The sequence below is a fragment of the Ruegeria sp. YKSF57 genome (assembly GCF_059612585.1).
Window position 1 is genome coordinate 1 of record NZ_JBXWQW010000023.1, and the last position, 24297, is coordinate 24297.

Genomic DNA, 24297 nt, shown 5'->3' on the forward strand with positions numbered 1-24297 from the left:
CGCGCAGGATGTAGCGCGGGCGCGCTCGCGCGGGCGGCCCTATGCCACTTGCGCCGCGCAGCTTGCCGGGATGGTGCAGACCCGGCTGGAACGACGCGAGGCAATCTGAGGTGGCAGCAAGCAGTCTGGTTCTGTTTGGCGCAGTCTATCTGGTGCTCTACCGGCATGTACGGGCAGCAGCACAAGACATCCGGCGCAATCGTCAGCGCGGCGAGGTAGAAGAAAGCGGGATATTTCCCTAGCACACCAAGCAACGGCGCCAAAGGCAGACCGATGCCCTGTGTGGTATTGCGTCCCTCAAAGTAAGACGCCGCCCTTTTGAGGCGGCGTTTCAGGTGTCAATCCTGCGGGATAACGCGCAGGCCCAGCTCCATCAACTGATCCGACGTCGGATCCGAAGGGGCCGACATCATCAGGTCTTCGGCGCGTTGGTTCATCGGGAACATGATGACCTCGCGGATGTTCACTGTATCGGCCAACAGCATCACGATACGGTCGATACCTGCTGCGCAGCCGCCATGCGGGGGGGCGCCGTACTGGAAGGCGTTGACCATGCCGCCGAACCGCTTGCGCACCTCGTCCTCGCCGTATCCGGCAATCTCGAAGGCCTTGAACATGATCTCGGGCTTGTGGTTCCGGATCGCGCCCGACAGGATTTCGTATCCGTTGCAGGACAGGTCGTACTGATAGCCCAGCACCTTGAGCGGATCGCCCATCAGCGCGTCCATACCTCCCTGCGGCATCGAGAAGGGGTTGTGCTCGAAATCGATCTTGCCGGTTTCCTCGTCCTGCTCGTAGATCGGGAAATCGACGATCCAGGCGAATGCAAAGCGGTCGGTCTCGGTCAGGCCCAATTCGGCACCGATCACGTCGCGCGCCTTGCCGGCGACCTTTTCGAACGACTTGGGCTTGCCGCCCAGGAAGAAGGCCGCGTCGCCGACGCCCAGACCCAGTTGCTGGCGGATCGCCTCAGTGCGCTCGGGGCCGATATTCTTGGCCAGCGGGCCTGCGGCCTCCATGCCCTCCCCCTGATCGCGCCAGAAGATATACCCCATCCCCGGCAGCCCTTCTTTCTGGGCAAAGGCATTCATGCGGTCGCAGAACTTGCGGCTGCCACCAGTGGGCGCGGGAATGGCTCGAATTTCGGTGCCGTCCTGCTCCAGCAACTTGGCGAAGATGGCAAAACCCGAGCCACGGAAATGCTCGGAACAGTCCTGCATCTTGATCGGGTTGCGCAGGTCTGGCTTGTCGGTGCCGTACCACAGCGCGGAATCGCGATAGGAAATCTGCGGCCAGTCCCGCCACGCATCCACCTTGCGGCCCTCGCCGAATTCTTCGAACACACCGGCCAGTACAGGCGCGATGGTATCAAACACGTCCTGCTGCTCGACAAAGGACATCTCGAGATCGAGCTGATAGAAATCGGTGGGCGAGCGGTCGGCGCGCGGATCTTCGTCGCGAAAACAGGGCGCGATCTGGAAATAGCGGTCAAATCCTGACACCATGATCAGCTGCTTGAACTGCTGCGGTGCTTGCGGCAACGCATAGAACTTGCCGGGATGCAGACGCGAGGGAACCAGAAAGTCGCGTGCGCCCTCGGGGCTTGACGCGGTGATGATCGGGGTCTGGTATTCGCGGAAATCCCTATCCCACATGCTGCGGCGCATCGAGGCGACCACGTCGGACCGCAGCGTCATGTTGCGCTGCATCGCCTCGCGGCGCAGGTCCAGATAGCGATAGCGCAGGCGGGTTTCCTCGGGATATTCCTGATCGCCGAACACCATCAGCGGCAGTTCCGACGCCGCACCCAGCACTTCCAATTCGCGCACGTACACCTCGATCTCGCCAGTGGGTAGCTTCGGGTTCACCAAATCCGCATCGCGCGCCTTGACGGTGCCGTCGATACGGATGCACCACTCGGACCGAACCTTTTCCAGTTCGGCAAAGGCGGCGCTGTCGCCGTCGCACAGAACCTGCGTTACGCCGAAATGGTCGCGCAGGTCTATGAACAAAACGCCCCCGTGGTCGCGCACGCGGTGAACCCAGCCCGACAGGCGGACGGTGTCACCGACATTGGCGGCAGTCAGTTCGGCGCAGGTGTGGCTGCGATAGGCGTGCATCGGTCATATCCCTTCGGGCGGAGAATTCGTCGCGCCGATACACCGCGATAGGCCCGGGAAGTCAAGGGTCGCGCGCCATCGTGACCGGGAAGTCACCCAAAAGAGGTGGAAATCACGAAATTGGTGCATATTTCCAATGCTGTGATATGGATTTCTTGTCTTCTGTTTCAGAACGCTCACCCATCGAGCGGGGAAGAGTAGGATGATGTGGCAAAGAATTTTAGATCGTGTGTTGAACAGGTTCGTCACTCAGGGCGCATTGCGGGTGACGTTTCCGGACGGGTCCAGCGAAGTCTATGGTGACGGAACGCACCCGTGCCCCCATTTCCGGATCCATGCCCCCGACCTGATGCGGCGATTGTGCCAGAACCCCGAGCTTGGCTTTGGCGAAGGGGTGATGGAGGGTACGCTGACCACCGAAGACAGCAGTCTGGACGATGTATTGAGGGTTGCGATTCGCAATTTGTCGGCGGGCAATCTTCCGAGATTCTATCATTGGCTCGAACGGGCAAAGTTTTTCCTGCGACCGGTTCTGCAGCGCAATACGCTGCGTCTGGCACGGCGCAACGTGGCGCATCACTACGACCTGTCCGACGATTTCTACCGGCTGATGCTGGACCCGGACATGCAGTACAGCTGCGCCTATTTCGACACGCCAGACCTGACGCTGGATCAGGCTCAGGCCGCGAAAAAGGCGCATATCGCGCGCAAGCTGTGCCTTGAACCCGGTCACCGGGTTCTTGACATCGGGTGCGGCTGGGGCGGGCTGGCATTGACCTTGGCCCGGGAACATGGCGCCCATGTCACCGGCCTGACCCTGTCGCAGAACCAGCATGACGCTGCCAAGGCGCGCGCGGTCGAGGCCGGGATGCGGGACCATATCGATATCCGCCTGATGGACTATCGCGAGTTCACCGGACAGTTCGACCGGATCGTTTCGGTCGGCATGCTGGAGCATGTGGGCGTGCCCCACTATGACACCTATTTCGGCAAGGTCGCCGATTTGTTGAAACCCGACGGCGTGGCGTTGATCCATACCATCGGGCGCAATGGACCGCCGACCAACCAGTCGCCGTGGCTGAACAAGTATATCTTCCCCGGCGGCTATGTACCGTCCCTGTCGGAACTGGTGGTGCCGATTGGTCGGGCAGGCCTGTGGAACCTGGATATCGAAAGCCTGCGCCTGCACTACGCCAAAACGCTGCGCTGCTGGAGGGACCGGTTCGAAGCCAATATCGATCAGGTCCGCGCGATGTATGACGAGCGGTTCGTCCGCATGTGGCGCTTTTACCTGACCATCTGTATCCTGGTTTTCGAAGAGCGGGACCAGACCGTGTTCCAGTTCCAGCTTGGCCATCGGCGCGATGCGGTGCCTCTCACCCGTGACTACCTCTACCCTGGCCGCGATCGGCTGCGGGACGCCGCCGAGTGATCAGGAGGTTGCCATTTCCACCCTGATCAACCCTCGCAGGGAATTGCCAGCAAGAATACTCTGAGCTTCTCTTAAGTCGTTCAAAGTTAGTATAGCTTCGGACACCTCTCGTTTTACAAGCAGTTCTTCACGCAGAATTCCCGGCAAAAGACCAGCGGAAAGCGCCGGAGTCAGCATTTTGCCATCAGCCATGACCGCGAAGATATTGGTGATGGTACCTTCGCAGACTTCCCCACGTTCGTTGAGAAAGATCATCTCATCGATCCCGTCGCGCAGATTTGCGCGAACCTCATCGTAAAGCGCGCGCCGGGTGGTCTTGTGCCGCAGCCAAAAATTCCCGGAGTCCAGCCGCTCTGGGGCGACCGCCACGCGCCAGACAGATGGGGTTTCGGTCAGGGCACCGGTGGTCAGGCCAAACTGACCGTCTGCCTCCAAAGTCAGACGGCAGCGCAGCGGATCGTCGCCCGCCACCGCCTGCAACCGCAGTTCTGCTGCCGAGCGGTCAAATGGAATGTTCAAGGCCTGCGCCGACCGCGCCATTCGCGCAAAGTGACGATCAAGGCGTGCGAACCCTTCACCGGAGCGATAACCCAATGTTTCGATCAGGCGGAAATCAGGCTCAGTTGGCGGGCAAAGCGCGCTTTCCATAACGCCTCCTCGTATTCCGATGCTGCGGTACTGTCCCAGACGACGCCGCCACCAACGTTCAGCGTGGCCCGGTTCCCCTCGGCCATCAGCGTGCGGATCGCCACGTTGAATTCGGACCGGCCGTCAGGTGCGGCCCAGCCGATGGTGCCGCAATAGATGTCGCGCGGCCAGGGTTCCAGATCGCTCAGAATTTCCATCGCGCGGATCTTTGGCGCGCCGGTGATCGAGCCGCAGGGGAAGAGAGCCTTCAGTATGTCAGACAAACGGGCATCGGCGCGCAACTGCGCCCGCACAAGCGATACCATCTGATGCACGGTGGCATAGGTTTCGACCCTGAACAGTTCGGGCACCTTGACTGTCCCCGGCACCGCCACCCGGCTGATATCGTTGCGCAAGAGGTCCACGATCATCAGGTTCTCGGCCCGGTTCTTTTCGTCGCTGATCAAAAAGTTGCGGCGGCGGGCGTCCTCGGCCGGATCGGCGCTGCGCGGCTGGGTGCCTTTCATGGGGCGGGTTTCAATCATTCCGCGAGCATCAGTGCGAAAGAACAGCTCGGGCGAACGCGACAGCAGGTCGGGCAATCCCTCCTGCCGGACAAACGTGCCATGTCCCACGGGCTGGAGATGCGCCAATGCCGCATATAGCGCGACAGCAGGCCCTTCGAGGTCAAGATCGACCGGAAAAGTCAGGTTCGCCTGATAGATGTCACCTGCGCCGATGGCGTCGTGAACCGCGCGGAACGCATCCCCGTACCGATCTTCGTTCCAGCGCGGCGCAAACCGGGTGATCTCCCCTGCCCCTGTGGTTACAGAGCATTGGCCGGGCGCACCATAGACACCAAAGCAGATCAGCGGCAGCCGCCGGCCAACCGGCATGCGCGCGGCGAGCCGCGGCTCCAGTGTGTAGCCCAGCTCATAACTGGCATATCCCGCCAGCCACGCCCCCTGCGCCCGGGCGGCATCAATAGCGGCTAGGGCTGCAGGCACATCGGCGGGTTCGTCGGCGCGGATCACGCGCGACGGGCGGTCGAAACACGTTCCCGGACCGGCCGGACCCTGATCGAAACGAATATGCAAGTGCATCCCCATTTGCCGTGGGCTGCGATATAGAGGTTTCGGGGACAGGCGAAAGGGGGGAAAGCGGCAAATGCGCATCAGATTCCGATCCCCCTTGCACCTTTTCGCGCGGTCCCTATAACCCACGACAATTTGGGCGCTTGGTGGGCGCCTGCCGACTCGCGAAAAACCGAAGGAACCTGGCCATGCCGAAGAGAACCGACATCCAGTCGATCATGATCATCGGGGCGGGCCCCATCGTCATTGGGCAAGCCTGCGAGTTCGACTACTCCGGGGCACAGGCCTGCAAGGCGCTGCGCGAGGAAGGGTACCGGGTCATCCTGGTGAACTCGAACCCGGCCACGATCATGACCGATCCGGAACTGGCCGACGCCACCTATATCGAACCGATCACGCCCGAAGTCGTCGCCAAGATAATCGAAAAGGAACGCCCCGACGCGCTGTTGCCCACGATGGGCGGGCAGACGGGTCTCAACACCTCACTGGCGCTGGAAGAGATGGGCGTGCTGAAAAAGTTCGGCGTCGAGATGATTGGCGCCAAGCGAGAGGCCATCGAGATGGCCGAAGACCGCAAGCTGTTCCGCGAGGCGATGGACCGGCTGGGGCTGGAAAATCCCCGCGCCACCATCGTCACCGCGCCGAAGAAACCCAACGGCACAGCCGACCTGGATGCTGGCGTTCAGATGGCACTGGACGAGTTGGAAGACATCGGCCTTCCCGCCATCATCCGCCCGGCCTTTACCCTGGGCGGAACCGGCGGCGGCGTCGCCTATAACCGTGAGGATTACATACATTATTGCCGCTCGGGCATGGATGCCTCGCCGGTCAACCAGATCCTCGTCGACGAAAGCCTGCTGGGCTGGAAGGAATACGAGATGGAGGTGGTGCGCGACACCGCCGACAACGCCATCATCGTCTGTTCCATCGAAAACGTCGATCCAATGGGCGTGCACACCGGTGACTCGATCACCGTGGCCCCTGCCCTGACGCTGACCGACAAGGAATACCAGATCATGCGCAACGGCTCGATCGCCGTGCTGCGCGAGATCGGTGTGGAAACCGGCGGATCGAACGTACAATGGGCGATCAACCCCGAAGACGGCCGGATGGTCGTGATCGAGATGAACCCGCGCGTGTCTCGCTCTTCGGCATTGGCGTCCAAGGCCACGGGTTTCCCGATTGCCAAGATCGCCGCCAAGCTGGCCGTCGGATACACGCTCGATGAGTTGGACAACGACATCACCAAGGTCACGCCCGCCAGCTTCGAGCCGACCATCGATTATGTCGTCACCAAAATTCCGAAATTCGCCTTCGAGAAATTCCCCGGTGCGGAACCGTTCCTGACCACGGCCATGAAGTCGGTGGGCGAAGCGATGTCCATTGGACGGACGATCCACGAATCGCTGCAAAAGGCGCTGGCCTCGATGGAATCGGGCCTGACCGGGTTCGACGAAGTTTCCATTCCCGGTCTGAGTGTGGGCCCTTGGGAGGAAGTGACCGACAAGGCCGCCGTTATCAAGGCCATCAGCCAACAGACCCCCGACCGGATGCGCACCATTGCGCAGGCGATGCGGCACGGGCTTTCGGATGACGAGATTCAGGCGGTGACCAAGTTCGATCCCTGGTTCCTGGCCCGCATTCGCGAGATCGTGGACGCCGAACGCGAGGTGCGCGAGGCAGGACTGCCCGCCGACGAGGCCGGGTTGCGCGCGCTCAAGATGCTGGGCTTCACCGATGCCCGCCTCGGCAAGCTGACCGGCAAGAAAGAAGCCGAAGTCCGCAAGGCCCGCAAGGAGGTCGGGGTCACCGCTGTGTTCAAGCGCATCGACACCTGCGCCGCCGAGTTCGAAGCGCAGACGCCCTATATGTATTCGACCTACGAGGCCCCGATGATGGGCGAGGTCGAATGCGAGGCACGCCCGTCGGACCGCAAGAAGGTGGTCATTCTGGGTGGCGGCCCGAACCGGATCGGTCAGGGGATCGAGTTCGACTATTGCTGCTGTCACGCCTGCTATGCGCTGACCGATGCGGGCTATGAAACCATCATGGTCAACTGCAACCCCGAGACGGTGTCCACCGACTATGATACCTCAGACCGTCTGTATTTCGAGCCGCTGACATTTGAACACGTGATGGAAATCCTGACGAAGGAACAGGAAAACGGCACGCTGCACGGTGTCATCGTCCAGTTCGGTGGCCAGACCCCGTTGAAACTGGCCAACGCGCTGGAGGCCGAGGGCATTCCGATCCTGGGCACCACCCCGGACGCCATCGACCTGGCCGAAGACCGCGAGCGGTTTCAGGACCTGGTTAACAAGCTGAGCCTGAAACAGCCCAAGAACGGCATTGCCTCAACCGACGAGCGGGCTATTGAAATTGCAGATGAAATCGGCTTTCCGCTGGTAATTCGCCCCTCCTATGTACTGGGCGGTCGCGCGATGGAGATCGTTCGCGATATGGACCACCTGAAACGCTACATCGCCGAGGCGGTGGTGGTCTCGGGCGACAGCCCGGTGCTGCTCGACAGCTATCTCAGCGGCGCCGTCGAACTGGATGTGGATGCGCTCTGCGATGGCGAGGCGGTGCATGTGGCCGGCATCATGCAGCATATCGAAGAGGCGGGCGTTCATTCGGGCGACAGCGCCTGTTCGCTGCCCCCCTATTCGCTCTCGCCCGAGATCATCGAGCAGATCAAGGAGCAGACCAACAAGCTGGCGCGTGCGCTGAATGTCGTCGGCCTGATGAACGTACAGTTCGCAATCAAGGATGATGAAATCTATCTGATCGAGGTGAACCCCCGCGCCTCGCGCACCGTGCCCTTCGTCGCCAAGGCCACCGACAGCGCCATCGCCTCGATCGCCGCGCGGGTGATGGCGGGAGAGCCGCTGTCGAACTTCCCGATGCGCCCGCCCTACAAGGAGGGGCAGGACACCAAGATCGCCGACCAGATGACTCTGGCCGACCCGAACATGCCCTGGTTCTCGGTGAAAGAGGCCGTGCTGCCCTTTGCCCGATTCCCCGGTGTCGATACCATTCTGGGTCCGGAAATGCGCTCGACCGGAGAGGTAATGGGCTGGGATCGCTCATTCCCGCGCGCCTTCCTCAAGGCTCAGATGGGGGCGGGCATGGTGCTGCCGTCCTCGGGTCGTGCGTTTATCTCGATCAAGGATGCCGACAAGGGCGCGGCGATGCTGGAAGCGGCGAAAGTGTTGGTAGAACAAGGATTTACACTGGTCGCCACGCGCGGAACGCAAAGCTGGCTGGACGGCCACGGGGTACCTTGCGACGTTGTCAACAAGGTCTATGAGGGCCGCCCCGACGTGGTCGACATGCTCAAGGACGGGCAGGTTCAGCTGTTGATGAACACCACCGAGGGCGCGCAGGCGGTCGAGGACAGCAAGTCCATCCGCTCGATCGCGCTGTATGACAAGATCCCCTATTTCACCACCGCCGCCGCCAGCAATGCCGCGGCGCTGGCGATCAAGGCGCAGGCCGAGGGGGATGTCGAGGTGCGCAGCCTGCAAGGCTGATACTTGCCGGCTCCTGCCTCTCCCGTTGACCTTTGGCTGGCGGGGGACAATGCTGTTTTCAACGAGCAGTACAAGGAAAATCAGCCATGCGTACCATTGTGGTCTTCGCCTCCCTTCTGGCGCTTGCGGCCTGTGACGTGCCGTTTGTTCCCCTGATCTGAGCCGCGTAAACCGGGAGGGGGAAACTTGTGTCGGGCCGCGGTCAAGGCGTCCGGGCTTCAGCGATGTACAGATGAAGTGCGCGATTTGTACGCGATTTCATCCCCCACTTGTCCGAATTGTACCATTCCGCGACACCGATCCGGACTGGCGACGGAGCTGCCGCCGCCATCGAAAACTGCCGGGTGGCGGGCTGGCGCCTGCCGTTACCGAAACATTTCAGAGATGAAGCAATTTTTCACTGATCCGGGGGGATTCCCTTGGGTCACTTCCCCTTGATCAGCGCGTGAGGCGGCTTCATTTTGAGCCAATCCGAAACATTCAGGATCCGCCATGTACACGCCCGCCATTACCGGAACCGGTGTCTATACGCCCGAGAACGTGATCACCAACGCCGAGCTTGTCGAAGCCTTCAACGCCTATGCCGATCGGCAGAACGCCGGGAATGCCGCGGCCATCGCTGCCGGGCGGGTGGAGCCGATGCAGCATTCGTCGGAGGAGTTCATCGTCAAGGCGTCGGGAATCGAGAACCGGTACGTGATGGACAAGGCCGGCGTTCTGAACCCCGAGATCATGCACCCCACCCTGCGACAGCGCAGCGATGACGAACCGGGGATCATGACCGAGATGGCGGTGGATGCCTGCCGCAAGGCGCTGGCGCAAGCGGGGCGCAGCGCCGAGGATGTGGATCTGGTGATCTGTGCGGCGTCGAACCACGAACGCGCCTATCCGGCGATTGCGATCGAGATACAGAACGCGCTGGGGATCAAGGGGTTCGGGTTCGACATGAACGTGGCCTGCTCGTCGGCGACCTTTGGCATTCAGGCGGCGGCGGACATGGTGCGCTCGGGGTCGGTGCGGGCGGCGCTGGTGGTCAACCCCGAGATTTGCTCGGGCCACCTGGAATGGCGCGACCGGGATTGTCATTTCATCTTTGGCGATGTGGCCACCGCGACCCTGATCGAACGCGAGAACGAGGCCAGCGGGCCGCATTTCGAGATCCTGTCCACCCGCTGCGCCACCGAGTTTTCCAACAACATCCGCAACAACAACGGCTTTCTGCGCCGCTCGCGCCCCGACGGAGTCGCGGACCGGCGCGACATGCAGTTCATGCAGAACGGGCGCAAGGTGTTCAAGGAAGTGCTGCCGCTGGTCAGCCAGCATATCGCCGATCACATGGCCACCGAGGGCATCGCGAACACCGACCTGAAACGGCTGTGGCTGCATCAGGCCAACAAGACGATGAACGATTTCATCGGCAAGAAAGTGTTGGGACGCGAACCGGAACCGGGCGAACAGCCCAATATCCTGCAGGACTATGCCAACACCTCGTCCGCCGGGTCGATCATCGCCTTTTCCAAGTATTCGGACGACTTGCAGGAAGGCGATATCGGCCTGATCTGTTCGTTCGGTGCAGGGTATTCGGTGGGATCGGTGATCGTCAGACGGCACGGGTGACGGGTTGGGTGTTGGAGCCGGTCTGGGGGTGTCGGCTTTGAGCCCATAATTACAAATGCTGCACGATACCTGAATGGCTGCTATTGCGATGGAGCCGTCCTCGTTCGTGATAAGTCACATTTGTGACGGCCTCCGTCTGTTAAAGCGATGCCGGTTTATTGGCGGCGCTCAGGCGACTGGTTGCCATCAGCAGGCCAGAAGTCAGGATCAGAGCAATCCCCAACCAGGCCAGCGTGTTTGTTGTCGTTCCCCACAAAAGGAAGGCCCAGAGGCTTGCAAAGATCAGAAATGAATATTCGAACACAGCCACGACAGCAGGGGTGCCGACCCGATAGGCCTGGGCGATCAGTGTAACGGCGATGACGGCGCCTGCTGCCTGAAACAGGGTCAGCCACAAGAACCGCGGGCTTGGCGTGGTCCAAGGCTGTGTCATGAAGCTCTCGCCGGGCACGAGCGAAACAACACCCAGCATGGCCACCCCTACGATACCGATGGTGGTGAATATGCCGATGGCCAGAGTCACTGGGTTTTCGTCAGCACACCAATGGCGGGTCAGCATCATCCCCAATCCGTAGAAGAAGCCAGCGGCCAGCGGCATCAAAGACAGCGCAGTGAGGTTCTTGTGATCAGGTTGCAACAGCATCAACGCGCCCGTGAAGCCGAGCAAAACCGCGAATGCTCCGACAAACCCCAACGCCTGACGAAACAGGATCACGGTCAATAGAGCCACCCAAAGCGGCGCACTGAACAAGCCCGCGCCGGCTTGGGCGACGGGCAATGCGCCCAAGGATGCAAAATAGATCAGAAGACCCAGCGAAACGAGCAGGCTCCGCCCGACCAGCCCCTTGACGTTGACAGGGCGAAGCGATTTCCCCGCAACTCGCCCAACGATGAGCAACAGAGGGATGGCAAGCAAGGTGCGGAATAGCTGGAACTGCCACAGCCCGGCCTCTTCGGCTACTGATGCCACGAAATTGTCGATGAAGCTGAGGATTGCCGACGCAACCAGCGCGAGGCTGATTGCAGAGAGGTTCCGGGTCGGGTGCATACGACTTAGGCCTGCGCATCCATCGCCGTCAGCACTTCGTCGATCGAACGGATCGCACCGTGCTGGAGATATTCCATGGCGTTGAGCGAGGCCTGGTGTGCGGCAATGCTGGAGCCCGCCACGCAATCCTCGATCACACGGCAGAAATAGTCGCCCTGATGGCCGTCGACAAACGTGTAGTGCACGCAGACATCCGTCAGCCCACCCGTGAGGATCAGGGTTTCGGCCTTCAATCCTTTGAGCAGGATTTCCAGGTCGGTGCCATAGAAGGCAGAGTAGCGGCGTTTCTGGATCTTGTAGTCATTCGGGAGGATGCCCAGCTGGTCCACCGCCAGGTCGGTCAGAGGGTTGTTGTCGAGGCAATGGATATCCTCGTCACCGTCGGTTTCGCGGCCCATGTCTACAAGATCGGCGCGGTGAATCTCCTGAATGAATATGACCGGGATTCCCATTTCGCGTGCCTTGTCGATGACCCCTTTGGTGCGAGCCATACGCTCAGCGTAGTCCGGCATGTGCGCGATCGTGCGTTCCTCGTCGGGGATCGGTGCGAATGTCGAGCACTGGATGTCGATCACGATCAGGGCGGCACGGCCTTCGATCAGCTCGCGTTTGGTGTTTAGTATCTGGGTCATCGGGGTGCCTTTCGGTCTTGCATTTGAGGAAGATCGTCTTTGCGTTCACGCATTTTTCGTAGAAGGCTTGAGCGCCTTGTCCTCGCGCGGACGGAGATGCTTGAGATAGCGCCTTTCGGCATATCTGAATGCCAGCGAGATCAGGAACACGATGGCCATATAGAACACCATCGCTGTGACGAAGCCTTCGTAGGCCAGGTAATAGCGTCCGTTTAACCAGCGCCCGACTCCGAGAAGGTCCTGCAAGGTCACCGTGCTTGCGATGACCGAGCCGTGCAGGGTGAAGATCACTTCGTTTGAATACGCGGGCAGTGCTCGGCGAAAGGCGCTTGGCAGCACCACCAGACGCATCCGCGTCCAAGGAGACATGCCACAGGCCTTCGCGGCCTCGATCTCGCCATGTGGTGTGGTCTCGATCGCGCCGCGCAAAAATTCGGTAGTATACGCCGCAGAATTGAGGGTGAACGCGATGAGCACGCACCACCATGGATCGCTTAGGATCGGGTCCCAGAGGAATGAGTTGCGAACCGACTCGAACTGACCCAGACCGAAGTAGATGAGATAGGTCTGCACCAACAAGGGCGTGCCGCGAAAGGCGTAGGTATAGCTCCAGATAACCGGGTTCAGCACCGGCTTCTTGCAAGCCCGTGCAATGGCCAGCGGCACGGCGATCAACCCGCCCAGCAGAAGCGCCAAGAATGTCAGCTGGAGCGTGACCCAGGCGCCTGCGAAAAAGCGGTCAATGTTGTCGTAGATCAGAACGAAGTCGAGCGGCGACGCGGTTTCGCTGAAGTCGCGCAGATATTCAAAGAATGTGCGGTCGCCTTCCATGAACTTACGCCTTTCGCACGCCAGCGCTGTAACGCCGGTCAACCCAACGCAAGGCCATGTCCGAGGCGGCAGTGATGATCAGGTAGATGACAAGAACCGCAAACATGAAGGTGAAGAGCTTGTGGTTTGAGCGCCCGGCCGAGAAGGCGTTCCAGACGAGATCGTGCAGGCCAATGACAGAGACCAGCGCAGTGGCCTTGACCAGAACCAGCCAGTTGTTGGTGAAACTCGGGAGCGCATAGCGCACCATTTGAGGCCATGTGACGATCTGAAAAACTTGCCGCGGTGTCATCCCGACCGACTTTGCTGCCTCGATTTGACCGGGAGGAATGGCCAGGATGGCGCCGCGGAACGTCTCGGCCATATAGGCTCCGAAGATAAACCCAAGCGTCAGGACCCCTGCGATGAATTGGTTCACATCGACATAGCCCCAAAGACCCGTGGCCTGACCAATGTCATTCAGGAGTGCTTGGCCGCCATAGAAGATCAGCATCATCAGGACCAATTCGGGAACGCTGCGGACGAAGGTGGTGTAGAGATTGCCGACGCGGCGCATTCCGCGCGAATGCGACAGCTTTGCAAAAGCGCCCAGGAGACCGAACAAGATGGACAGCACCAAGGATAGCAACGCCAGTGATATCGTGACGACCGTTCCTTCGATCAGGATCTGACGATATTCGAAAATCAGCTCCATGAGCCGTTCATCCAGTTCAGGTTTTCAGAGGAGATGGGCGGCAGAGGCAAGAAATGGCTCCTGCCGCCCGGCGTGTCTAACGGATCATTCGCCGTAGATATCGACCGCGAAGTACTTGTCGTTGATCGACTGGTAGACGCCGTTGGCGCGGATCGCGAGGATCGCTTCGCTCAGCTCATCTGCCAGAGGATCGCCCTTCCGCACGGCAATGCCGGTTCCCTCGCCCAGGCAGTCGACGTCGTCAAGGTTCGGCCCGTGGAACGCAAAGCCCTCGCCCTGTGGGGTGTTGAGGAACCCGTCCATCGCCTGAAGCGTGTTGTTCAACTGCATATCCAGACGGCCGGCAGCCAGATCGGCGAACACATCTTCCTGGGTGTTATAAAGTTTCAGGTCCGCGTCCGGGAAGTGCTTCTCGACATAGCATTGCAGGGTGGTACCGCGCAGAACACCGATCTTGACGCCCGCCGTGCCTTCCTTGGTCAGCACGATGGTCGAACCTTCCTTCGCGACAAAGCGCGAAGGCGTGAAGTAGTACTTCTCAGTAAAATCGACCCGCTTCTTGCGATCTTCGGTGATCGACATGGAGGCGACAATGGCGTCATACTTGTTGGCGATCAGCGCCGGGATCATGCCATCCCATTCCTGTTCGACCAGCTCACATTCGCGGTTCAATTCGGCGCAAAGTGCCAAGGCGATGTCGATATCAAAGCCCGAAAGTGTGCCGTCAGCTTCTTTCATTGAAAACGGTGCATAGGCGCCTTCGACCCCGATGCGCAGCGTTTCAGCCATCGCCGGTGCGCCCAGCAACGCAGCGGTGCTGACTACGGCAGCCAGGATGGTTTTTGTGAGTTTCATGGTTTCTCTCCCTGATTTGATGAAGATTGGTTAGTGTCGTGTGTTGGACAGGAACTCGCGGAACCGTTCAGTTTCCGGGCTGCTGAACATTTGCTGCGGCTTGCCCTGTTCCTCGATCCGTCCCTGGTGAAGGAAGATCACGTCGGACGACACGTCGCGGGCAAAGCCCATCTCGTGGGTCACGACGATCATGGTGCGCCCCTCATCGGCCAAAGACCGGATCACCTTGAGCACCTCGCCCACCAATTCCGGATCAAGCGCCGAGGTGGGTTCGTCGAACAGCATAACCTCGGGTTCCATGGCGAGAGCTCTGGCGATGGCCGCGCGCTGTTGCTGACCGCCAGAAATATGTGCCGGGTAATAGTCGCGGCGCTCGTACATGCCGACCCGCTGCAGCACTGCCTTGGCTTTTTCGATGGCCTCGGCCCGGGGTTGCTTCAGCACATGCATCGGTCCGGCAATGACGTTTTCCAGAACGGTCATGTGCGACCACAAATTGAAGGACTGGAACACCATCGCCAGACGCGACCGGATACGTTCGACCTGTCGTGCGTCGGTTGGCCTGAAATCGCCATGGCGGTCTGTTGCCATCTTGATGGCCTCACCATGCACGGTGATCGTGCCCGCATTCGGCATCTCCAACAGGTTGATGCAGCGCAAGAAGGTGCTTTTACCCGACCCGGATGAGCCAAGCATTGAAATGACATCGCCTTCGCGGGCCTCAAGTGAAACGCCTTTCAGGACTTCCAAGGCTCCGAACGACTTGTGAAGGTCATCGACCTGCAGGGAAATATCGGGATCAGATACAGGTTGCGGGTGCGCCATGAGCTTTCCGGTCAGGTCGGATTCTTTATCTGCAAACGGTAGCGTCCGCTCTGAACTCGGAAAATTAGGAATAACTGGCCCTCAGCGACGGTTTTGACTACGCTGTAACGCATGTCGACGTCACTCCGCCATCTCAATGCCCTGCGTGCCTTTGAGGCCGCGGCGCGTCACCAAAGCATTGCCAAAGCGGCGGCTGAATTGAATGTCAGTCACTCGGTCATCAGCCAGCACGTGAAGAACCTGGAAGCCTGGTTCGGCACCAACCTTTTCATCCGCTCGGGCAATCGGATCACGCTTACCGAGGATGGGCGGGCGCTGCTACCGCGCGTGTCCGGCGGATTTCAGGTCCTGAAGGATGCTTGCAGCGATATGTTACGCGCGACGAAAAAGGGGACTCTGACCGTCAGTGCAGAACCCGCCTTGGCGTCCTTGTGGCTCAGAAAGCGCATCACAGAGTTCTGCGAGGAATTTCCCAAAGTCGACATTGATCTTCGTCCGGCCTGGCAGCCCTCCCGGCTTGGCGAAGGACATGCGGATTTGATCATTCACTTCGAAACGCGTCTTCCGTCAGCTGGCGTCAGGAAGCATCAGCTCTTTCCAATTGACGGCTACCCGGCATGTTCGCCTGAATTGTACGATCGGTTGAAGGTACAGGAGGAAGGCGTGAACTGGAGCGAAGCACCTCTCGTTCACGATAATGGCCGGGAAATCTGGCAAAAGTGGTTCGCCACGCACGAGCCCGGAAAAGTTCAGTGGGAACACGGCCGGGTTTATTCCGACCTATCGCTGGCAATTGACGCGGCACTTGACGGTGAAGGTATCATCCTTGCTGACGAGACTTTGTGCGCGAGGGAAGTAAAATCCGGAAGCCTCGTCAAACTGGACGACAGACAAATACGCTGCGTCTGGTACGCAATCGCTGTACCACGGCAGGCAACAAGGAAGCCCGCGGCCGACACTTTTGCAGCTTGGTTGATAGATCAAGCTGCGCCTGTGCGAACAGAAACAAGTTAATGGAAGTCACACGCTTAAAGTCGTGCCTGGATTGAGCTACAAGCCAATTACCGCCATTCGCGTTGGGGCATGGAATGACCACTTCGTCCCGCACTGCCGCCACCTATCGGCAGGCGCGATGGAAACGGGGCGGCCCCGACAGTCGGCTGCAAAAGCGACAAACCGGCCCGCTATCAGGTGCTTTCCTCTTCGAGGTGCAGTTTCATGTCGATCAGCACCTGTTGCAGTTGCACGGTTTCGCGCAGCAGGCGTTTGGCCTCGTTCACGGTGATGATGCCGTCTTCGATCGCTTCCTGGTATTCGCTCATCAGCATGGCAAAGCGCTGGCTGAGCGCGATCACGTCGGAATTCACGCCGCCGGTTCTGGGCTCGTCCGAGTTGCGGCCGTTGTAGGACAGGGTGATGTTCTTGAGGTCCGCCAGCGCCGAGGTCACGTGCGGATAGCTGGATTTGGCCTCAAGCTTGGCGACCGCGTCCACCGGCATGAAGCGGTCGGAATGTTCGGCATTGTCGGAATAGTACCGGCCCAGCGTCGCCTTGGATTTGCCGGTGATCTCGCAGGCCGCCTCGATCCCGACATCCTTGACCAGCGCCTCGGTGTGTTTCTTCAGATAGGCGCAGATATCTGCCATTTTCGCCTCATCGAACAACTGCCTCTGCCGACCCTTTTTTGTTTCCGGGGGAAAGGGTCAGGAAATTTCCCATTTCAGAGTATTAATTCAAATGTCATACCTTGGCTATCCCTCAGACAAACGAGGGATTTTGTGAGTGAGTGGCGGCAGTTCCTGCTGGTAGTGAGTGTTGGCGGGGCAAAATTGATCGCCCCGCTCCTTTCCGGTCAGATGATGGCCAATGACGTCGTCGTTGCGGTTATGGGTTGACCATCCCCGAACGAGCGTTGGCTCAGGCCCCGTTGCCGTGGCGGCGGCGTCGTGTAACCTTGTATCATCGCATAACTCTTTGGCCCACAGCGCCTTGCCCCCTTTGCGCGGGCGGTCTAGACCCGGCGCATGGCCAAGCTCTACTTCAACTATTCGACCATGAATGCCGGCAAGTCGACGGTCCTGCTGCAGGCGTCACACAACTATCGTGAGCGCGGCATGCAGACCTATCTGATGACGGCGGCGGTCGACGGGCGCGCGGGCGCCGGGCGAATCGCGTCGCGAATCGGGATCTGCGAGGAGGCCGACACCTTTGGCCCGGGCGACGATGTGTTTGCGATGATCGAGGCGCGGCTTGCACAGGGCGAGGTGGCCTGTGTTTTTGTCGACGAGGCGCAGTTTCTGACCGAGGATCAGGTCTGGCAACTGGCCCGCGCGGTGGATGATCTGGATGTGCCGGTGCTGGCCTACGGGCTGCGGGTCGATTTCCAGGGCAGGCTGTTTCCCGGCTCGGCGACGCTGCTGGCGCTGGCCGACGAAATGCGCGAGGTGCGCACGATCTGCAAATGCGGGCGCAAGGCGACAATGGTGATCCGGCAGGATGCGAACGGCCGCGCCATCACCGAAGGCGCGCAGGTGCAGATTGGCGGCAACGAGAGCTATGTCTCGCTCTGCCGCAGGCACTGGCGCGAGGCGGTCGGCGATCTGCCCTCGGCCTGATCACGGATCAGACCGCAGCCTGCCCGTGGCAGGCTGCCCGGCCCAACCGGCGGTGGCGCATCCCTGATGCGCCTGCGGCGGGCGGGAGCGCATGTGGTTCAGTTCACCGCGTTGGGCAGATCGTGGCCTGCGACGAAGGCGGCGACATTGTCGAGCGCCATGTGGCCCATGTTGCTGCGCACCTCTTCGGTTGCGGTGCCGAGATGCGGCAGCAGGGTGACGTTGTCCATCGCGCGCAGTGCTTCGGGGACCGTTGGTTCGAACTCGTAAACATCCAGCCCGGCGCCAGCGATCTCGCCGGTTTGCAGGGCCGCGATCAGGGCGGGTTCGTCCACCACTTCGCCACGGGCGATGTTGACGAGCAGGCCGGTGGGATTCATCGCCTTGAGGATTGCGGCATCGATCAGGTGCCGGGTCTCGGCACCGCCGGGGACCGCGACGATCAGGAAATCGACCGAGGCCGCCAATGTGGGCAGATCGGCGGCGGCATCAGCCGGGAAATCGAGCTGTTTCGGGCTGCGGGCCACATAGGCCACCTGCATGCCGAAACCGAAGTGGCAGCGCCGGGCGATGGCCTGTCCGATGCGGCCCATGCCGACGATGCCGACGCGCTTGCCGGTGACGTGATGGCCCAGCATCTGGGTCGGGTGCCAGCCCTGCCACTGACCCGAGCGCACCAGCCGCTCGCCCTCGCCCGCGCGGCGCGCGGTGGACAGCAGCAACGTCATGGCAATGTCGGCGGTGGCGTCGGTAACGGCGCCCGGCGTGTTGGTCACGGCAATCCCCGCTGCCTTTGCTGCCTGCGCGTCGATGTGATTGTAGCCGACGCCGAAATTGGCCAGCAGCCTGCAGCGGGGTTGCGGCACCGAGGCAAAGACCCCGGCCGAGAACAGATCGCCCAGCGTGGGCACCACCACGTCGAAATCGGTCAGGGCGCGGCGCATCTCGTCACCGGAGAGCGGCGTATTGCCGTCGCGAATCTCGGCACCGAATTCGGCGCGCGCCCGCGCCTCGACCGCTGGCGTCATCGGGCGGGCGATCCAGAGTTTCATCAGTGCATCCTTCCGCCCAGCGGCACCTTGCCGTCGGGGCCGATCAGAACGATTTCGCCGCTTTCGTCCGGCAGGCCCAGCACCAGAACCTCGGACATGAACTTGCCGATCTGGCGTGGGGGAAAGTTGACCACCGCCATCACCTGCTTGCCGACCAGAGTGGCCGGATCATAATGCGCGGTGATCTGGGCCGAGGTCTTGCGTTCACCGATCTCGTCACCGAAATCGATCCACATCTTGATCGCAGGTTTGCGGGCTTCGGGGAAGGGTTCGGCACGGATGATTTCGCCCACGCGCACATCCACTTTCAGAAAGTCGTCAAACGATATTTCACTCACGCGAGAGCTCCCTGGATCGGTTGGTTGCGGCCTTGACCGCGCGGTGCAGCAGGTCGGGGAACCCGGTTTCCTGGTGCATCAGCACCTCGAGCGCGGCCTGTGTGGTGCCGTTGGGCGAGGTCACGTTGATGCGCAGCTGTGCGGGGTCTTCGTCGGCTGCCATGGCCAGCGCCCCGGCGCCGGCGACGGTGGATTTGGCCAGTTTCATCGCAAGCTCGTGCGGCAGGCCATGCGCCTCGCCCGCTTTGGCCAGCGTTTCGATCAGGTGAAACACATAGGCCGGGCCGGACCCGCTGACACCGGTAACGGCATCCATCTGCGATTCGTCGTCAAGGCGAACGGTCTGGCCCACCGCCGACAACAGGCTTTCGGCCTGGTCCATATCGGCCTCGGAGGCGTGTGCATTGCCGATCAGCGCGGTGATGCCCTGACGGATGGCGGCCGGGGTGTTGGGCATGGCGCGGATGATGGGCGTCGCCGTGCCCAGAGCTTTTTCGAAGGTGGCGATGGAGGTTCCGGCGGCGACCGAGACGAACAGGGTGCGCCCGCCGCCCAGCGCCTTGATCGCAGGCAGCGCTTCGCCCATCATCTGCGGCTTGACCGCCACCAGCACCACGGCGGGCGCTTCGGGCAGCGGAGCGTTGATGTTGACGCCCTGCGCCTTGAGCCGGTCGGACGGATACGGATCGATCACCCAGACCGACGCGGCCGGAAGCCCGTGTTCCAGCCACCCGGCCAGCATCGCCGACCCCATCTTGCCGCATCCCAGAAGCACCAGCCCCTGTTCGGCAACACGTTCCATGTCCATGAAAAGCCCCTCCCCCGTGTTAAGGTTCGGGGCGCAGGTTTACGCGCGACCGTAGGCCTCTGCAATGGCGACTTGCATCGCATCGGCAGAGCTGCGGTTGCCCCAGGTCACCAGCTGGATCGCCGGGTAATAGCGCTCGGCGCTCAGCACGGCGGCGGTGATCATGGTGTCGATCTGTTCGGGGCTGGCCGTCTGGCCGCCCGCAAGAACCAGACCATAGCGATAGACCATCAGCTTTTGCCCGCCCCAATAGGTAAAGGCGCCGGCCCAGCATTGATCGTTCATTGCGTTGAGCAATTCGTAGAGCTGCGGAATGCGCTCTTCCGGCGGCTCCATCTCGAACGAGCACACCATGCGCAGCGTCTCGTCAAAACCGGACCAGGCCAGGGTGATCGAATAAGTGCGCCACTGGCCTTCGACCGCCATGGCGATCTGATCGTCCCCGATGCGGTCGAAATCCCATTCGTGATGTTCGGCCAGATGTTCGACGATGTCGATCGGATGGATGTCTTCTTCCAGATACTGCTCGGAAAGGGCCATGTTACACCTCACTGATCTCTAGCGGTTTGGGGCTGGCAGCGCCCCAGCGCTAGTTGCCTGCTCTACAAACCGGGCGTCAGCCTTGGGTCTGTACAAGATATGGTGCGATGTGGTTGCTTTCCTGACAACCCCCATTTTTGGGGATAACAGCAATAAGTTGTGGACAGACGGCAACGGCGATCAAAATATCGACGTTTGATGCAGCTTTTTCTTGCATTAAGCAAGCGGAACGGCAGAATACACCTCACCGCGCAGCCCCGGCGGGTTGCTCGGAATGGTTGATTATTCCCGAAATTCCGGCGTCAGCGGCGATCAGTCGCCCTGTTTGGCCTCGAGCGCGGCGATGCGCTTTTGCAGCGCGGCGTTTTCTTCGCGCGCCTTCTGGGCCATCGCGCGCACCGCATCGAATTCCTCGCGGGTCACAAAGTCGCGGTCGGCGAGCCAACGGTCCATCATCGATTTCATCGCGGTCTCGGCCTCTTCCCGCGCGCCCTGGGCCACGCCCATGGCGTTGGTCATCAGTTGGGAAATGTCGTCAAGAATCTTGTTGCGGGTCTGCATGTCTTTACTCCCGTGTCGCGGTTGTCCTCTATATGGGTCACAAGCGCGGCAGGCTCAAGGTTGACTTGCCCCTCAAACCACGGGCAATGAGACGCACATGCAGGCAGTGATCCCCTTTCCCGACCTTTCGCCCGAACTGTTCTCGATCTCGATCTTCGGGATGGAGTTCGCGCTGCGCTGGTATGCGCTGGCCTATATCGCGGGTATTCTGCTCGCGTGGCGCATGGCGCTGACGGCATTGCGCCGTCCCGCCCTGTGGCCGGATCAGGCGCCACCGATGAGCGCACGGCAGCTGGAGGACCTGCTGACCTGGATCATTCTGGGCGTCATTCTGGGCGGACGGCTGGGATTCGTCCTGTTCTATCAGCCGGGATATTACCTGCAGAACCCGGCCGACATCCTGAAAGTCTGGCAAGGCGGCATGGCGTTTCATGGCGGCATGCTGGGCGTGATCGTCGCCGCGTTTCTGTTTGCCCGAAAACACCGGATCCCGACCCTGCCGCTGGCCGATCTGGTCGCCCACACGGTGCCGCCCGGATTGCTGTTGGGGCGGCTGGCGAATTTCGTCAATGCCGAATTGTGGGGGCGGCCAAGCGATGTACCCTGGGCGGTGATATTTCCCGGTGAGATGGCGCAGTATTGCCCGGAGGTCGAAGGGGTTTGCGCGCGCCACCCCTCGCAGCTTTACGAAGCGGGGCTGGAAGGGCTGCTGCTGGGCGCGTTGTTGCTGTGGCTGGTCTACCGGCGTGGCGGGTTCCGGCAACCGGGCCTGATTCTGGGCGTGTTTCTGGCAGGCTATGGCCTGTCGCGCTTTGTCGTCGAGTTCTTTCGGCAACCGGATGCGCAATTCGTCTCGGACGGCAATCCGATGGGGCTGGCGTGGCAGGCCGGCGGCTATGGCCTGACGATGGGACAGGTGCTGTCGCTGCCGATGATCGCCGTTGGCCTGTGGTTCGTCTGGCGGGCCAGGCGGGCGCGGGCATGAGCCTGCGCGACATACTGATCGGGCGCATCCGGCAGGATGGGCCGATGACGGTCGCGGATTACATGGCCGAATGCCTTTTGCATCCCATGCACGGCTATTACTCTACCCGCGACCCGCTTGGCGCTGAGGGCGATTTCACCACCGCGCCCGAGATCAGCCAGATGTTCGGCGAACTGGTGGGGCTGGCGCTGGCGCAAAGCTGGCTGGATCAGGGGAGCCCCGCCCCCTTCACGCTGGCCGAGCTTGGCCCCGGACGCGGGACGTTGATGGCCGATATCTTGCGCACGACGCGCGGCGTTCCCGGCTTTCACGAGGCGGCCCGCGTGGTTCTGGTGGAAGCGTCCCACGCGCTGCGACAGGTTCAGGCCGACACCCTGACCAAGGCCAGCCCGCGCTGGCTGGACAAGGTCGAAGACCTGCCGGATGCACCGTTGTTTCTGGTCGCCAACGAGTTCTTTGACGCCCTGCCGGTGCGGCAGTTCCTCCGCGACGGCGCCGGCTGGCGCGAGCGGCTGGTTGGCGAAAGGGACGGCAGGCTGGCCTTTGGTCTGGGCGCGCAGGCGCAACAGGCCGCGCTGGATTACCGGCTGGGTGACACGCGCGAGGGCGATCTGGTCGAGCTGTGCCCTGCCGCCGCGCCGGTTACTGCCGCCGTTGCCGGGCGCATAGCGCGCCATGGCGGCGCGGCGTTGGTAATCGACTATGGCGACTGGCGGTCGCTGGGAGATACGTTTCAGGCCCTGCGCGCGCATGACCGCGCCGATCCGCTGGCCGATCCGGGACAGGCGGATCTGACCGCGCATGTGGATTTCGAGGTGCTGGCGGAGGCCGCCCGCGCCACGGGTTGCGCGCATAGCCGGTTGACCACCCAAGGCGTGTTTCTGGAACGCCTCGGCATCACCGCCCGCGCACAGGCCTTGGCGCAGGGAAAGGCAGAAAATGACCTGAATGCGCTGATTGCCGCGCATCGCAGGTTGACGCACCCCGAGGAAATGGGAAACCTGTTCAAGACAATGGCGCTTTATCCTGCGTCATCCTCACCACCACCCGGATTGGACCCATGACGCTGGAAATACTGACGTCAGACCTTTTGACCCCGGCACACCACGGTTTCTTCAGCCGCCGCGGCGGGGCGTCTTCGGGCATATTCTCGGGGCTGAACTGCGGTGTCGGATCAACGGACCTGAACGACGCCGTGGCCCTGAACCGCACCCGCGTGGCGGACGCCATGAAGGTGACGGCCACCGATCTGGTCGGTGTGTATCAGGTGCATTCCGCCGATGTGGTGATTGTGACAGAGCCGCTGGACGAACGGCCCAAGGCCGATGCGCTGGTGACGGCGGTGCCCGGGCTGGCGCTGACCATCCTGACCGCCGATTGCCAGCCCGTGCTGTTTGCCGATCACAAGGCCGGTGTCATCGGGGCCGCCCATGCCGGATGGCGCGGCGCGTTGGGCGGAGTGCTGGAGGCCACGCTGGATGCGATGGAATCGCTGGGTGCGCGGCGCGAGAACACGGTTGCGGCAATCGGTCCCACGATCTCGCAGAACGCCTATGAGGTAGGGCCGGAGTTCCTGGACGATTTCCTGATGGAGGACATGGACAACACCCGGTTCTTTGCCAATGGCAACGGCGACCGGATGCTGTTCGACCTGCCCGCCTATGGGCTGCACCGACTGCGACAGGCCGGAATCGGGGCCGCGGAATGGACCCGGCATTGCACCTATTCCGACCCTGACCGGTTTTATTCCTATCGCCGGGCCACACATGCGGGCGAAGTTGACTATGGCCGGTTGATATCGGCGATACGACTTTGAGGCTTTGCGGCCAAATTAAGGCAAAACCGCCACGATCCCGCCCAAAAATTTGTATCTAATTTCCTGTGAATCAGCTGTGGAAATGCACCTGACCTCAACCGGTTAAGTGCGTTGCGCGCACAGTCGAAATCTGGCGCAGACAGGAAAGGAGTCCGCAAGACGCGCAAATTTGTCCTCTTTTTTTCCCGGATCGGCCCTAAGGGCGCCGCAAAACCATTTCATTTTGGAATTATCCAAGCTGGACGGGTGCAAAGCCCGCTGAAGGAAGGGGAAG

Annotated in this window: 24 protein-coding genes; 9 read left to right on the plus strand and 15 right to left on the minus strand. The window is 61.2% G+C overall.

The window, feature by feature from the left end; all coding sequences use genetic code 11:
- Window positions 1-110 precede the first annotated feature (110 nt).
- Window positions 111-242, plus strand: coding sequence for a hypothetical protein (locus AC2FLX_RS11280; RefSeq protein WP_480749479.1), 132 nt, complete (start codon window positions 111-113; stop codon window positions 240-242).
- A 96-nt stretch (window positions 243-338) separates the two neighbouring features.
- On the opposite strand, the gene aspS is transcribed toward AC2FLX_RS11280, so the two are convergent.
- Window positions 339-2120, minus strand: coding sequence for an aspartate--tRNA ligase (gene aspS / locus AC2FLX_RS11285; RefSeq protein ID WP_496810475.1), 1782 nt, complete (start codon window positions 2118-2120; stop codon window positions 339-341).
- A gap of 229 nt (window positions 2121-2349) precedes the next feature.
- Here aspS and AC2FLX_RS11290 point away from each other — a divergent pair, with 229 nt between their 5' ends.
- Window positions 2350-3552: a class I SAM-dependent methyltransferase gene (locus AC2FLX_RS11290; RefSeq protein WP_496810490.1), complete on the plus strand. Its 1203-nt coding sequence runs from the start codon at window positions 2350-2352 to the stop codon at window positions 3550-3552.
- Here the strand turns inward: AC2FLX_RS11290 and AC2FLX_RS11295 are convergent, their stop codons facing one another.
- Together AC2FLX_RS11295 and AC2FLX_RS11300 are read right to left on the minus strand one after the other, a co-directional pair.
- A complete protein-coding gene (locus tag AC2FLX_RS11295; RefSeq protein ID WP_496810474.1) occupies window positions 3553-4200 on the minus strand; it encodes an aminotransferase class IV family protein in 648 nt (215 codons plus the stop codon).
- Window positions 4155-5282 carry an aminodeoxychorismate synthase component I gene (locus AC2FLX_RS11300; protein WP_496810473.1) on the minus strand — a complete coding sequence of 376 codons (1128 nt, stop codon included), beginning with the start codon at window positions 5280-5282 and terminating at the stop codon, window positions 4155-4157. The genes AC2FLX_RS11295 and AC2FLX_RS11300 overlap by 46 nt, the downstream gene beginning before the upstream one ends.
- Window positions 5283-5461: 179 nt before the next feature.
- Here AC2FLX_RS11300 and carB point away from each other — a divergent pair, with 179 nt between their 5' ends.
- Both carB and AC2FLX_RS11310 read left to right on the plus strand, forming a co-directional pair.
- Complete coding sequence (gene carB / locus AC2FLX_RS11305) at window positions 5462-8806, plus strand: carbamoyl-phosphate synthase large subunit (protein ID WP_480749483.1); 3345 nt, start codon at window positions 5462-5464, stop codon at window positions 8804-8806.
- Window positions 8807-9298: 492 nt separating this feature from the next.
- Window positions 9299-10423 carry a beta-ketoacyl-ACP synthase III gene (locus tag AC2FLX_RS11310; RefSeq protein WP_496810472.1) on the plus strand — a complete coding sequence of 375 codons (1125 nt, stop codon included), beginning with the start codon at window positions 9299-9301 and terminating at the stop codon, window positions 10421-10423.
- A 139-nt stretch (window positions 10424-10562) separates the two neighbouring features.
- Here AC2FLX_RS11310 and AC2FLX_RS11315 read toward each other — a convergent pair whose 3' ends face one another.
- The 6 genes from AC2FLX_RS11315 to AC2FLX_RS11340 form a co-directional block, all read right to left on the minus strand.
- On the minus strand, window positions 10563-11471 hold the full coding sequence (locus tag AC2FLX_RS11315; protein ID WP_496810471.1) for a DMT family transporter: 909 nt from the start codon (window positions 11469-11471) through the stop codon (window positions 10563-10565).
- A gap of 5 nt (window positions 11472-11476) precedes the next feature.
- A complete protein-coding gene (locus AC2FLX_RS11320; RefSeq protein ID WP_496810470.1) occupies window positions 11477-12103 on the minus strand; it encodes a cysteine hydrolase family protein in 627 nt (208 codons plus the stop codon).
- A 45-nt stretch (window positions 12104-12148) separates the two neighbouring features.
- The gene (locus tag AC2FLX_RS11325; RefSeq protein ID WP_496810469.1) at window positions 12149-12934 is read right to left on the minus strand and encodes an ABC transporter permease; all 786 of its coding nucleotides are present in this window, start codon (window positions 12932-12934) and stop codon (window positions 12149-12151) included.
- Between the two features lie 4 nt (window positions 12935-12938).
- Window positions 12939-13628, minus strand: a complete 690-nt coding sequence (locus AC2FLX_RS11330) for an ABC transporter permease (RefSeq protein WP_496810468.1) — start codon at window positions 13626-13628, stop codon at window positions 12939-12941.
- A gap of 84 nt (window positions 13629-13712) precedes the next feature.
- Window positions 13713-14483 carry a transporter substrate-binding domain-containing protein gene (locus AC2FLX_RS11335; RefSeq protein ID WP_496810467.1) on the minus strand — a complete coding sequence of 257 codons (771 nt, stop codon included), beginning with the start codon at window positions 14481-14483 and terminating at the stop codon, window positions 13713-13715.
- A gap of 30 nt (window positions 14484-14513) precedes the next feature.
- Window positions 14514-15308 carry an ABC transporter ATP-binding protein gene (locus tag AC2FLX_RS11340; protein WP_496810466.1) on the minus strand — a complete coding sequence of 265 codons (795 nt, stop codon included), beginning with the start codon at window positions 15306-15308 and terminating at the stop codon, window positions 14514-14516.
- Between the two features lie 111 nt (window positions 15309-15419).
- Here AC2FLX_RS11340 and AC2FLX_RS11345 point away from each other — a divergent pair, with 111 nt between their 5' ends.
- Window positions 15420-16322 (plus strand): LysR substrate-binding domain-containing protein, encoded by a 903-nt coding sequence (locus tag AC2FLX_RS11345; protein WP_496810465.1) that lies wholly within the window; start codon window positions 15420-15422, stop codon window positions 16320-16322.
- A gap of 173 nt (window positions 16323-16495) precedes the next feature.
- On the opposite strand, the gene AC2FLX_RS11350 is transcribed toward AC2FLX_RS11345, so the two are convergent.
- The gene (locus AC2FLX_RS11350; protein WP_496810464.1) at window positions 16496-16954 is read right to left on the minus strand and encodes a hypothetical protein; all 459 of its coding nucleotides are present in this window, start codon (window positions 16952-16954) and stop codon (window positions 16496-16498) included.
- A gap of 378 nt (window positions 16955-17332) precedes the next feature.
- On the opposite strand from AC2FLX_RS11350, the gene AC2FLX_RS11355 reads away from it, so the two are divergent.
- The gene (locus AC2FLX_RS11355; protein ID WP_480749497.1) at window positions 17333-17923 is read left to right on the plus strand and encodes a thymidine kinase; all 591 of its coding nucleotides are present in this window, start codon (window positions 17333-17335) and stop codon (window positions 17921-17923) included.
- 98 nt (window positions 17924-18021) lie between these two features.
- On the opposite strand, the gene AC2FLX_RS11360 is transcribed toward AC2FLX_RS11355, so the two are convergent.
- The 5 genes from AC2FLX_RS11360 to AC2FLX_RS11380 all read right to left on the minus strand — a co-directional run bounded on the left by AC2FLX_RS11360 (window position 18022) and on the right by AC2FLX_RS11380 (window position 21222).
- Window positions 18022-18975: a 2-hydroxyacid dehydrogenase gene (locus AC2FLX_RS11360; protein ID WP_496810463.1), complete on the minus strand. Its 954-nt coding sequence runs from the start codon at window positions 18973-18975 to the stop codon at window positions 18022-18024.
- On the minus strand, window positions 18975-19313 hold the full coding sequence (locus AC2FLX_RS11365) for a tRNA-binding protein (protein WP_480749499.1): 339 nt from the start codon (window positions 19311-19313) through the stop codon (window positions 18975-18977). The genes AC2FLX_RS11360 and AC2FLX_RS11365 overlap by 1 nt, the downstream gene beginning before the upstream one ends.
- The gene (gene proC / locus AC2FLX_RS11370; RefSeq protein ID WP_496810462.1) at window positions 19306-20121 is read right to left on the minus strand and encodes a pyrroline-5-carboxylate reductase; all 816 of its coding nucleotides are present in this window, start codon (window positions 20119-20121) and stop codon (window positions 19306-19308) included. The genes AC2FLX_RS11365 and proC overlap by 8 nt, the downstream gene beginning before the upstream one ends.
- A 39-nt stretch (window positions 20122-20160) precedes the next feature.
- Window positions 20161-20661 carry a type III secretion system chaperone family protein gene (locus tag AC2FLX_RS11375; protein ID WP_496743764.1) on the minus strand — a complete coding sequence of 167 codons (501 nt, stop codon included), beginning with the start codon at window positions 20659-20661 and terminating at the stop codon, window positions 20161-20163.
- A 312-nt stretch (window positions 20662-20973) separates the two neighbouring features.
- Window positions 20974-21222 (minus strand): accessory factor UbiK family protein, encoded by a 249-nt coding sequence (locus tag AC2FLX_RS11380; protein ID WP_480749502.1) that lies wholly within the window; start codon window positions 21220-21222, stop codon window positions 20974-20976.
- A 97-nt stretch (window positions 21223-21319) separates the two neighbouring features.
- On the opposite strand from AC2FLX_RS11380, the gene lgt reads away from it, so the two are divergent.
- From lgt to pgeF, 3 genes are read left to right on the plus strand one after another with little or no spacing between them, the layout of a single operon-like run.
- Window positions 21320-22207: a prolipoprotein diacylglyceryl transferase gene (lgt, locus tag AC2FLX_RS11385; protein WP_496810461.1), complete on the plus strand. Its 888-nt coding sequence runs from the start codon at window positions 21320-21322 to the stop codon at window positions 22205-22207.
- Window positions 22204-23271, plus strand: a complete 1068-nt coding sequence (locus AC2FLX_RS11390; protein WP_496810460.1) for a class I SAM-dependent methyltransferase — start codon at window positions 22204-22206, stop codon at window positions 23269-23271. The genes lgt and AC2FLX_RS11390 overlap by 4 nt, the downstream gene beginning before the upstream one ends.
- Entirely contained in the window at window positions 23268-24023 is a 756-nt protein-coding gene (gene pgeF, locus AC2FLX_RS11395; protein WP_480749505.1) for a peptidoglycan editing factor PgeF, read from the plus strand. Before AC2FLX_RS11390 ends, pgeF begins: the two co-directional genes overlap by 4 nt.
- Window positions 24024-24297: the final 274 nt, after the last annotated feature.

What these genes read in the sequence shown, in the direction of transcription:
- aspS (WP_496810475.1), bottom strand. Translation starts at nt 2,120, where the DNA reads ATGCACGCCTATCGCAGCCACACCTGCGCCGAACTGACTGCCGCCAAT.
- AC2FLX_RS11295 (WP_496810474.1), bottom strand. Translation starts at nt 4,200, where the DNA reads ATGGAAAGCGCGCTTTGCCCGCCAACTGAGCCTGATTTCCGCCTGATC.
- AC2FLX_RS11300 (WP_496810473.1), bottom strand. Translation starts at nt 5,282, where the DNA reads ATGCACTTGCATATTCGTTTCGATCAGGGTCCGGCCGGTCCGGGAACG.
- carB (WP_480749483.1), top strand. Translation starts at nt 5,462, where the DNA reads ATGCCGAAGAGAACCGACATCCAGTCGATCATGATCATCGGGGCGGGC.
- AC2FLX_RS11310 (WP_496810472.1), top strand. Translation starts at nt 9,299, where the DNA reads ATGTACACGCCCGCCATTACCGGAACCGGTGTCTATACGCCCGAGAAC.
- AC2FLX_RS11315 (WP_496810471.1), bottom strand. Translation starts at nt 11,471, where the DNA reads ATGCACCCGACCCGGAACCTCTCTGCAATCAGCCTCGCGCTGGTTGCG.
- AC2FLX_RS11320 (WP_496810470.1), bottom strand. Translation starts at nt 12,103, where the DNA reads ATGACCCAGATACTAAACACCAAACGCGAGCTGATCGAAGGCCGTGCC.
- AC2FLX_RS11325 (WP_496810469.1), bottom strand. Translation starts at nt 12,934, where the DNA reads ATGGAAGGCGACCGCACATTCTTTGAATATCTGCGCGACTTCAGCGAA.
- AC2FLX_RS11330 (WP_496810468.1), bottom strand. Translation starts at nt 13,628, where the DNA reads ATGGAGCTGATTTTCGAATATCGTCAGATCCTGATCGAAGGAACGGTC.
- AC2FLX_RS11335 (WP_496810467.1), bottom strand. Translation starts at nt 14,483, where the DNA reads ATGAAACTCACAAAAACCATCCTGGCTGCCGTAGTCAGCACCGCTGCG.
- AC2FLX_RS11340 (WP_496810466.1), bottom strand. Translation starts at nt 15,308, where the DNA reads ATGGCGCACCCGCAACCTGTATCTGATCCCGATATTTCCCTGCAGGTC.
- AC2FLX_RS11345 (WP_496810465.1), top strand. Translation starts at nt 15,420, where the DNA reads ATGTCGACGTCACTCCGCCATCTCAATGCCCTGCGTGCCTTTGAGGCC.
- AC2FLX_RS11350 (WP_496810464.1), bottom strand. Translation starts at nt 16,954, where the DNA reads ATGGCAGATATCTGCGCCTATCTGAAGAAACACACCGAGGCGCTGGTC.
- AC2FLX_RS11355 (WP_480749497.1), top strand. Translation starts at nt 17,333, where the DNA reads ATGGCCAAGCTCTACTTCAACTATTCGACCATGAATGCCGGCAAGTCG.
- AC2FLX_RS11360 (WP_496810463.1), bottom strand. Translation starts at nt 18,975, where the DNA reads ATGAAACTCTGGATCGCCCGCCCGATGACGCCAGCGGTCGAGGCGCGG.
- proC (WP_496810462.1), bottom strand. Translation starts at nt 20,121, where the DNA reads ATGGACATGGAACGTGTTGCCGAACAGGGGCTGGTGCTTCTGGGATGC.
- AC2FLX_RS11375 (WP_496743764.1), bottom strand. Translation starts at nt 20,661, where the DNA reads ATGGCCCTTTCCGAGCAGTATCTGGAAGAAGACATCCATCCGATCGAC.
- AC2FLX_RS11380 (WP_480749502.1), bottom strand. Translation starts at nt 21,222, where the DNA reads ATGCAGACCCGCAACAAGATTCTTGACGACATTTCCCAACTGATGACC.
- lgt (WP_496810461.1), top strand. Translation starts at nt 21,320, where the DNA reads ATGCAGGCAGTGATCCCCTTTCCCGACCTTTCGCCCGAACTGTTCTCG.
- AC2FLX_RS11390 (WP_496810460.1), top strand. Translation starts at nt 22,204, where the DNA reads ATGAGCCTGCGCGACATACTGATCGGGCGCATCCGGCAGGATGGGCCG.
- pgeF (WP_480749505.1), top strand. Translation starts at nt 23,268, where the DNA reads ATGACGCTGGAAATACTGACGTCAGACCTTTTGACCCCGGCACACCAC.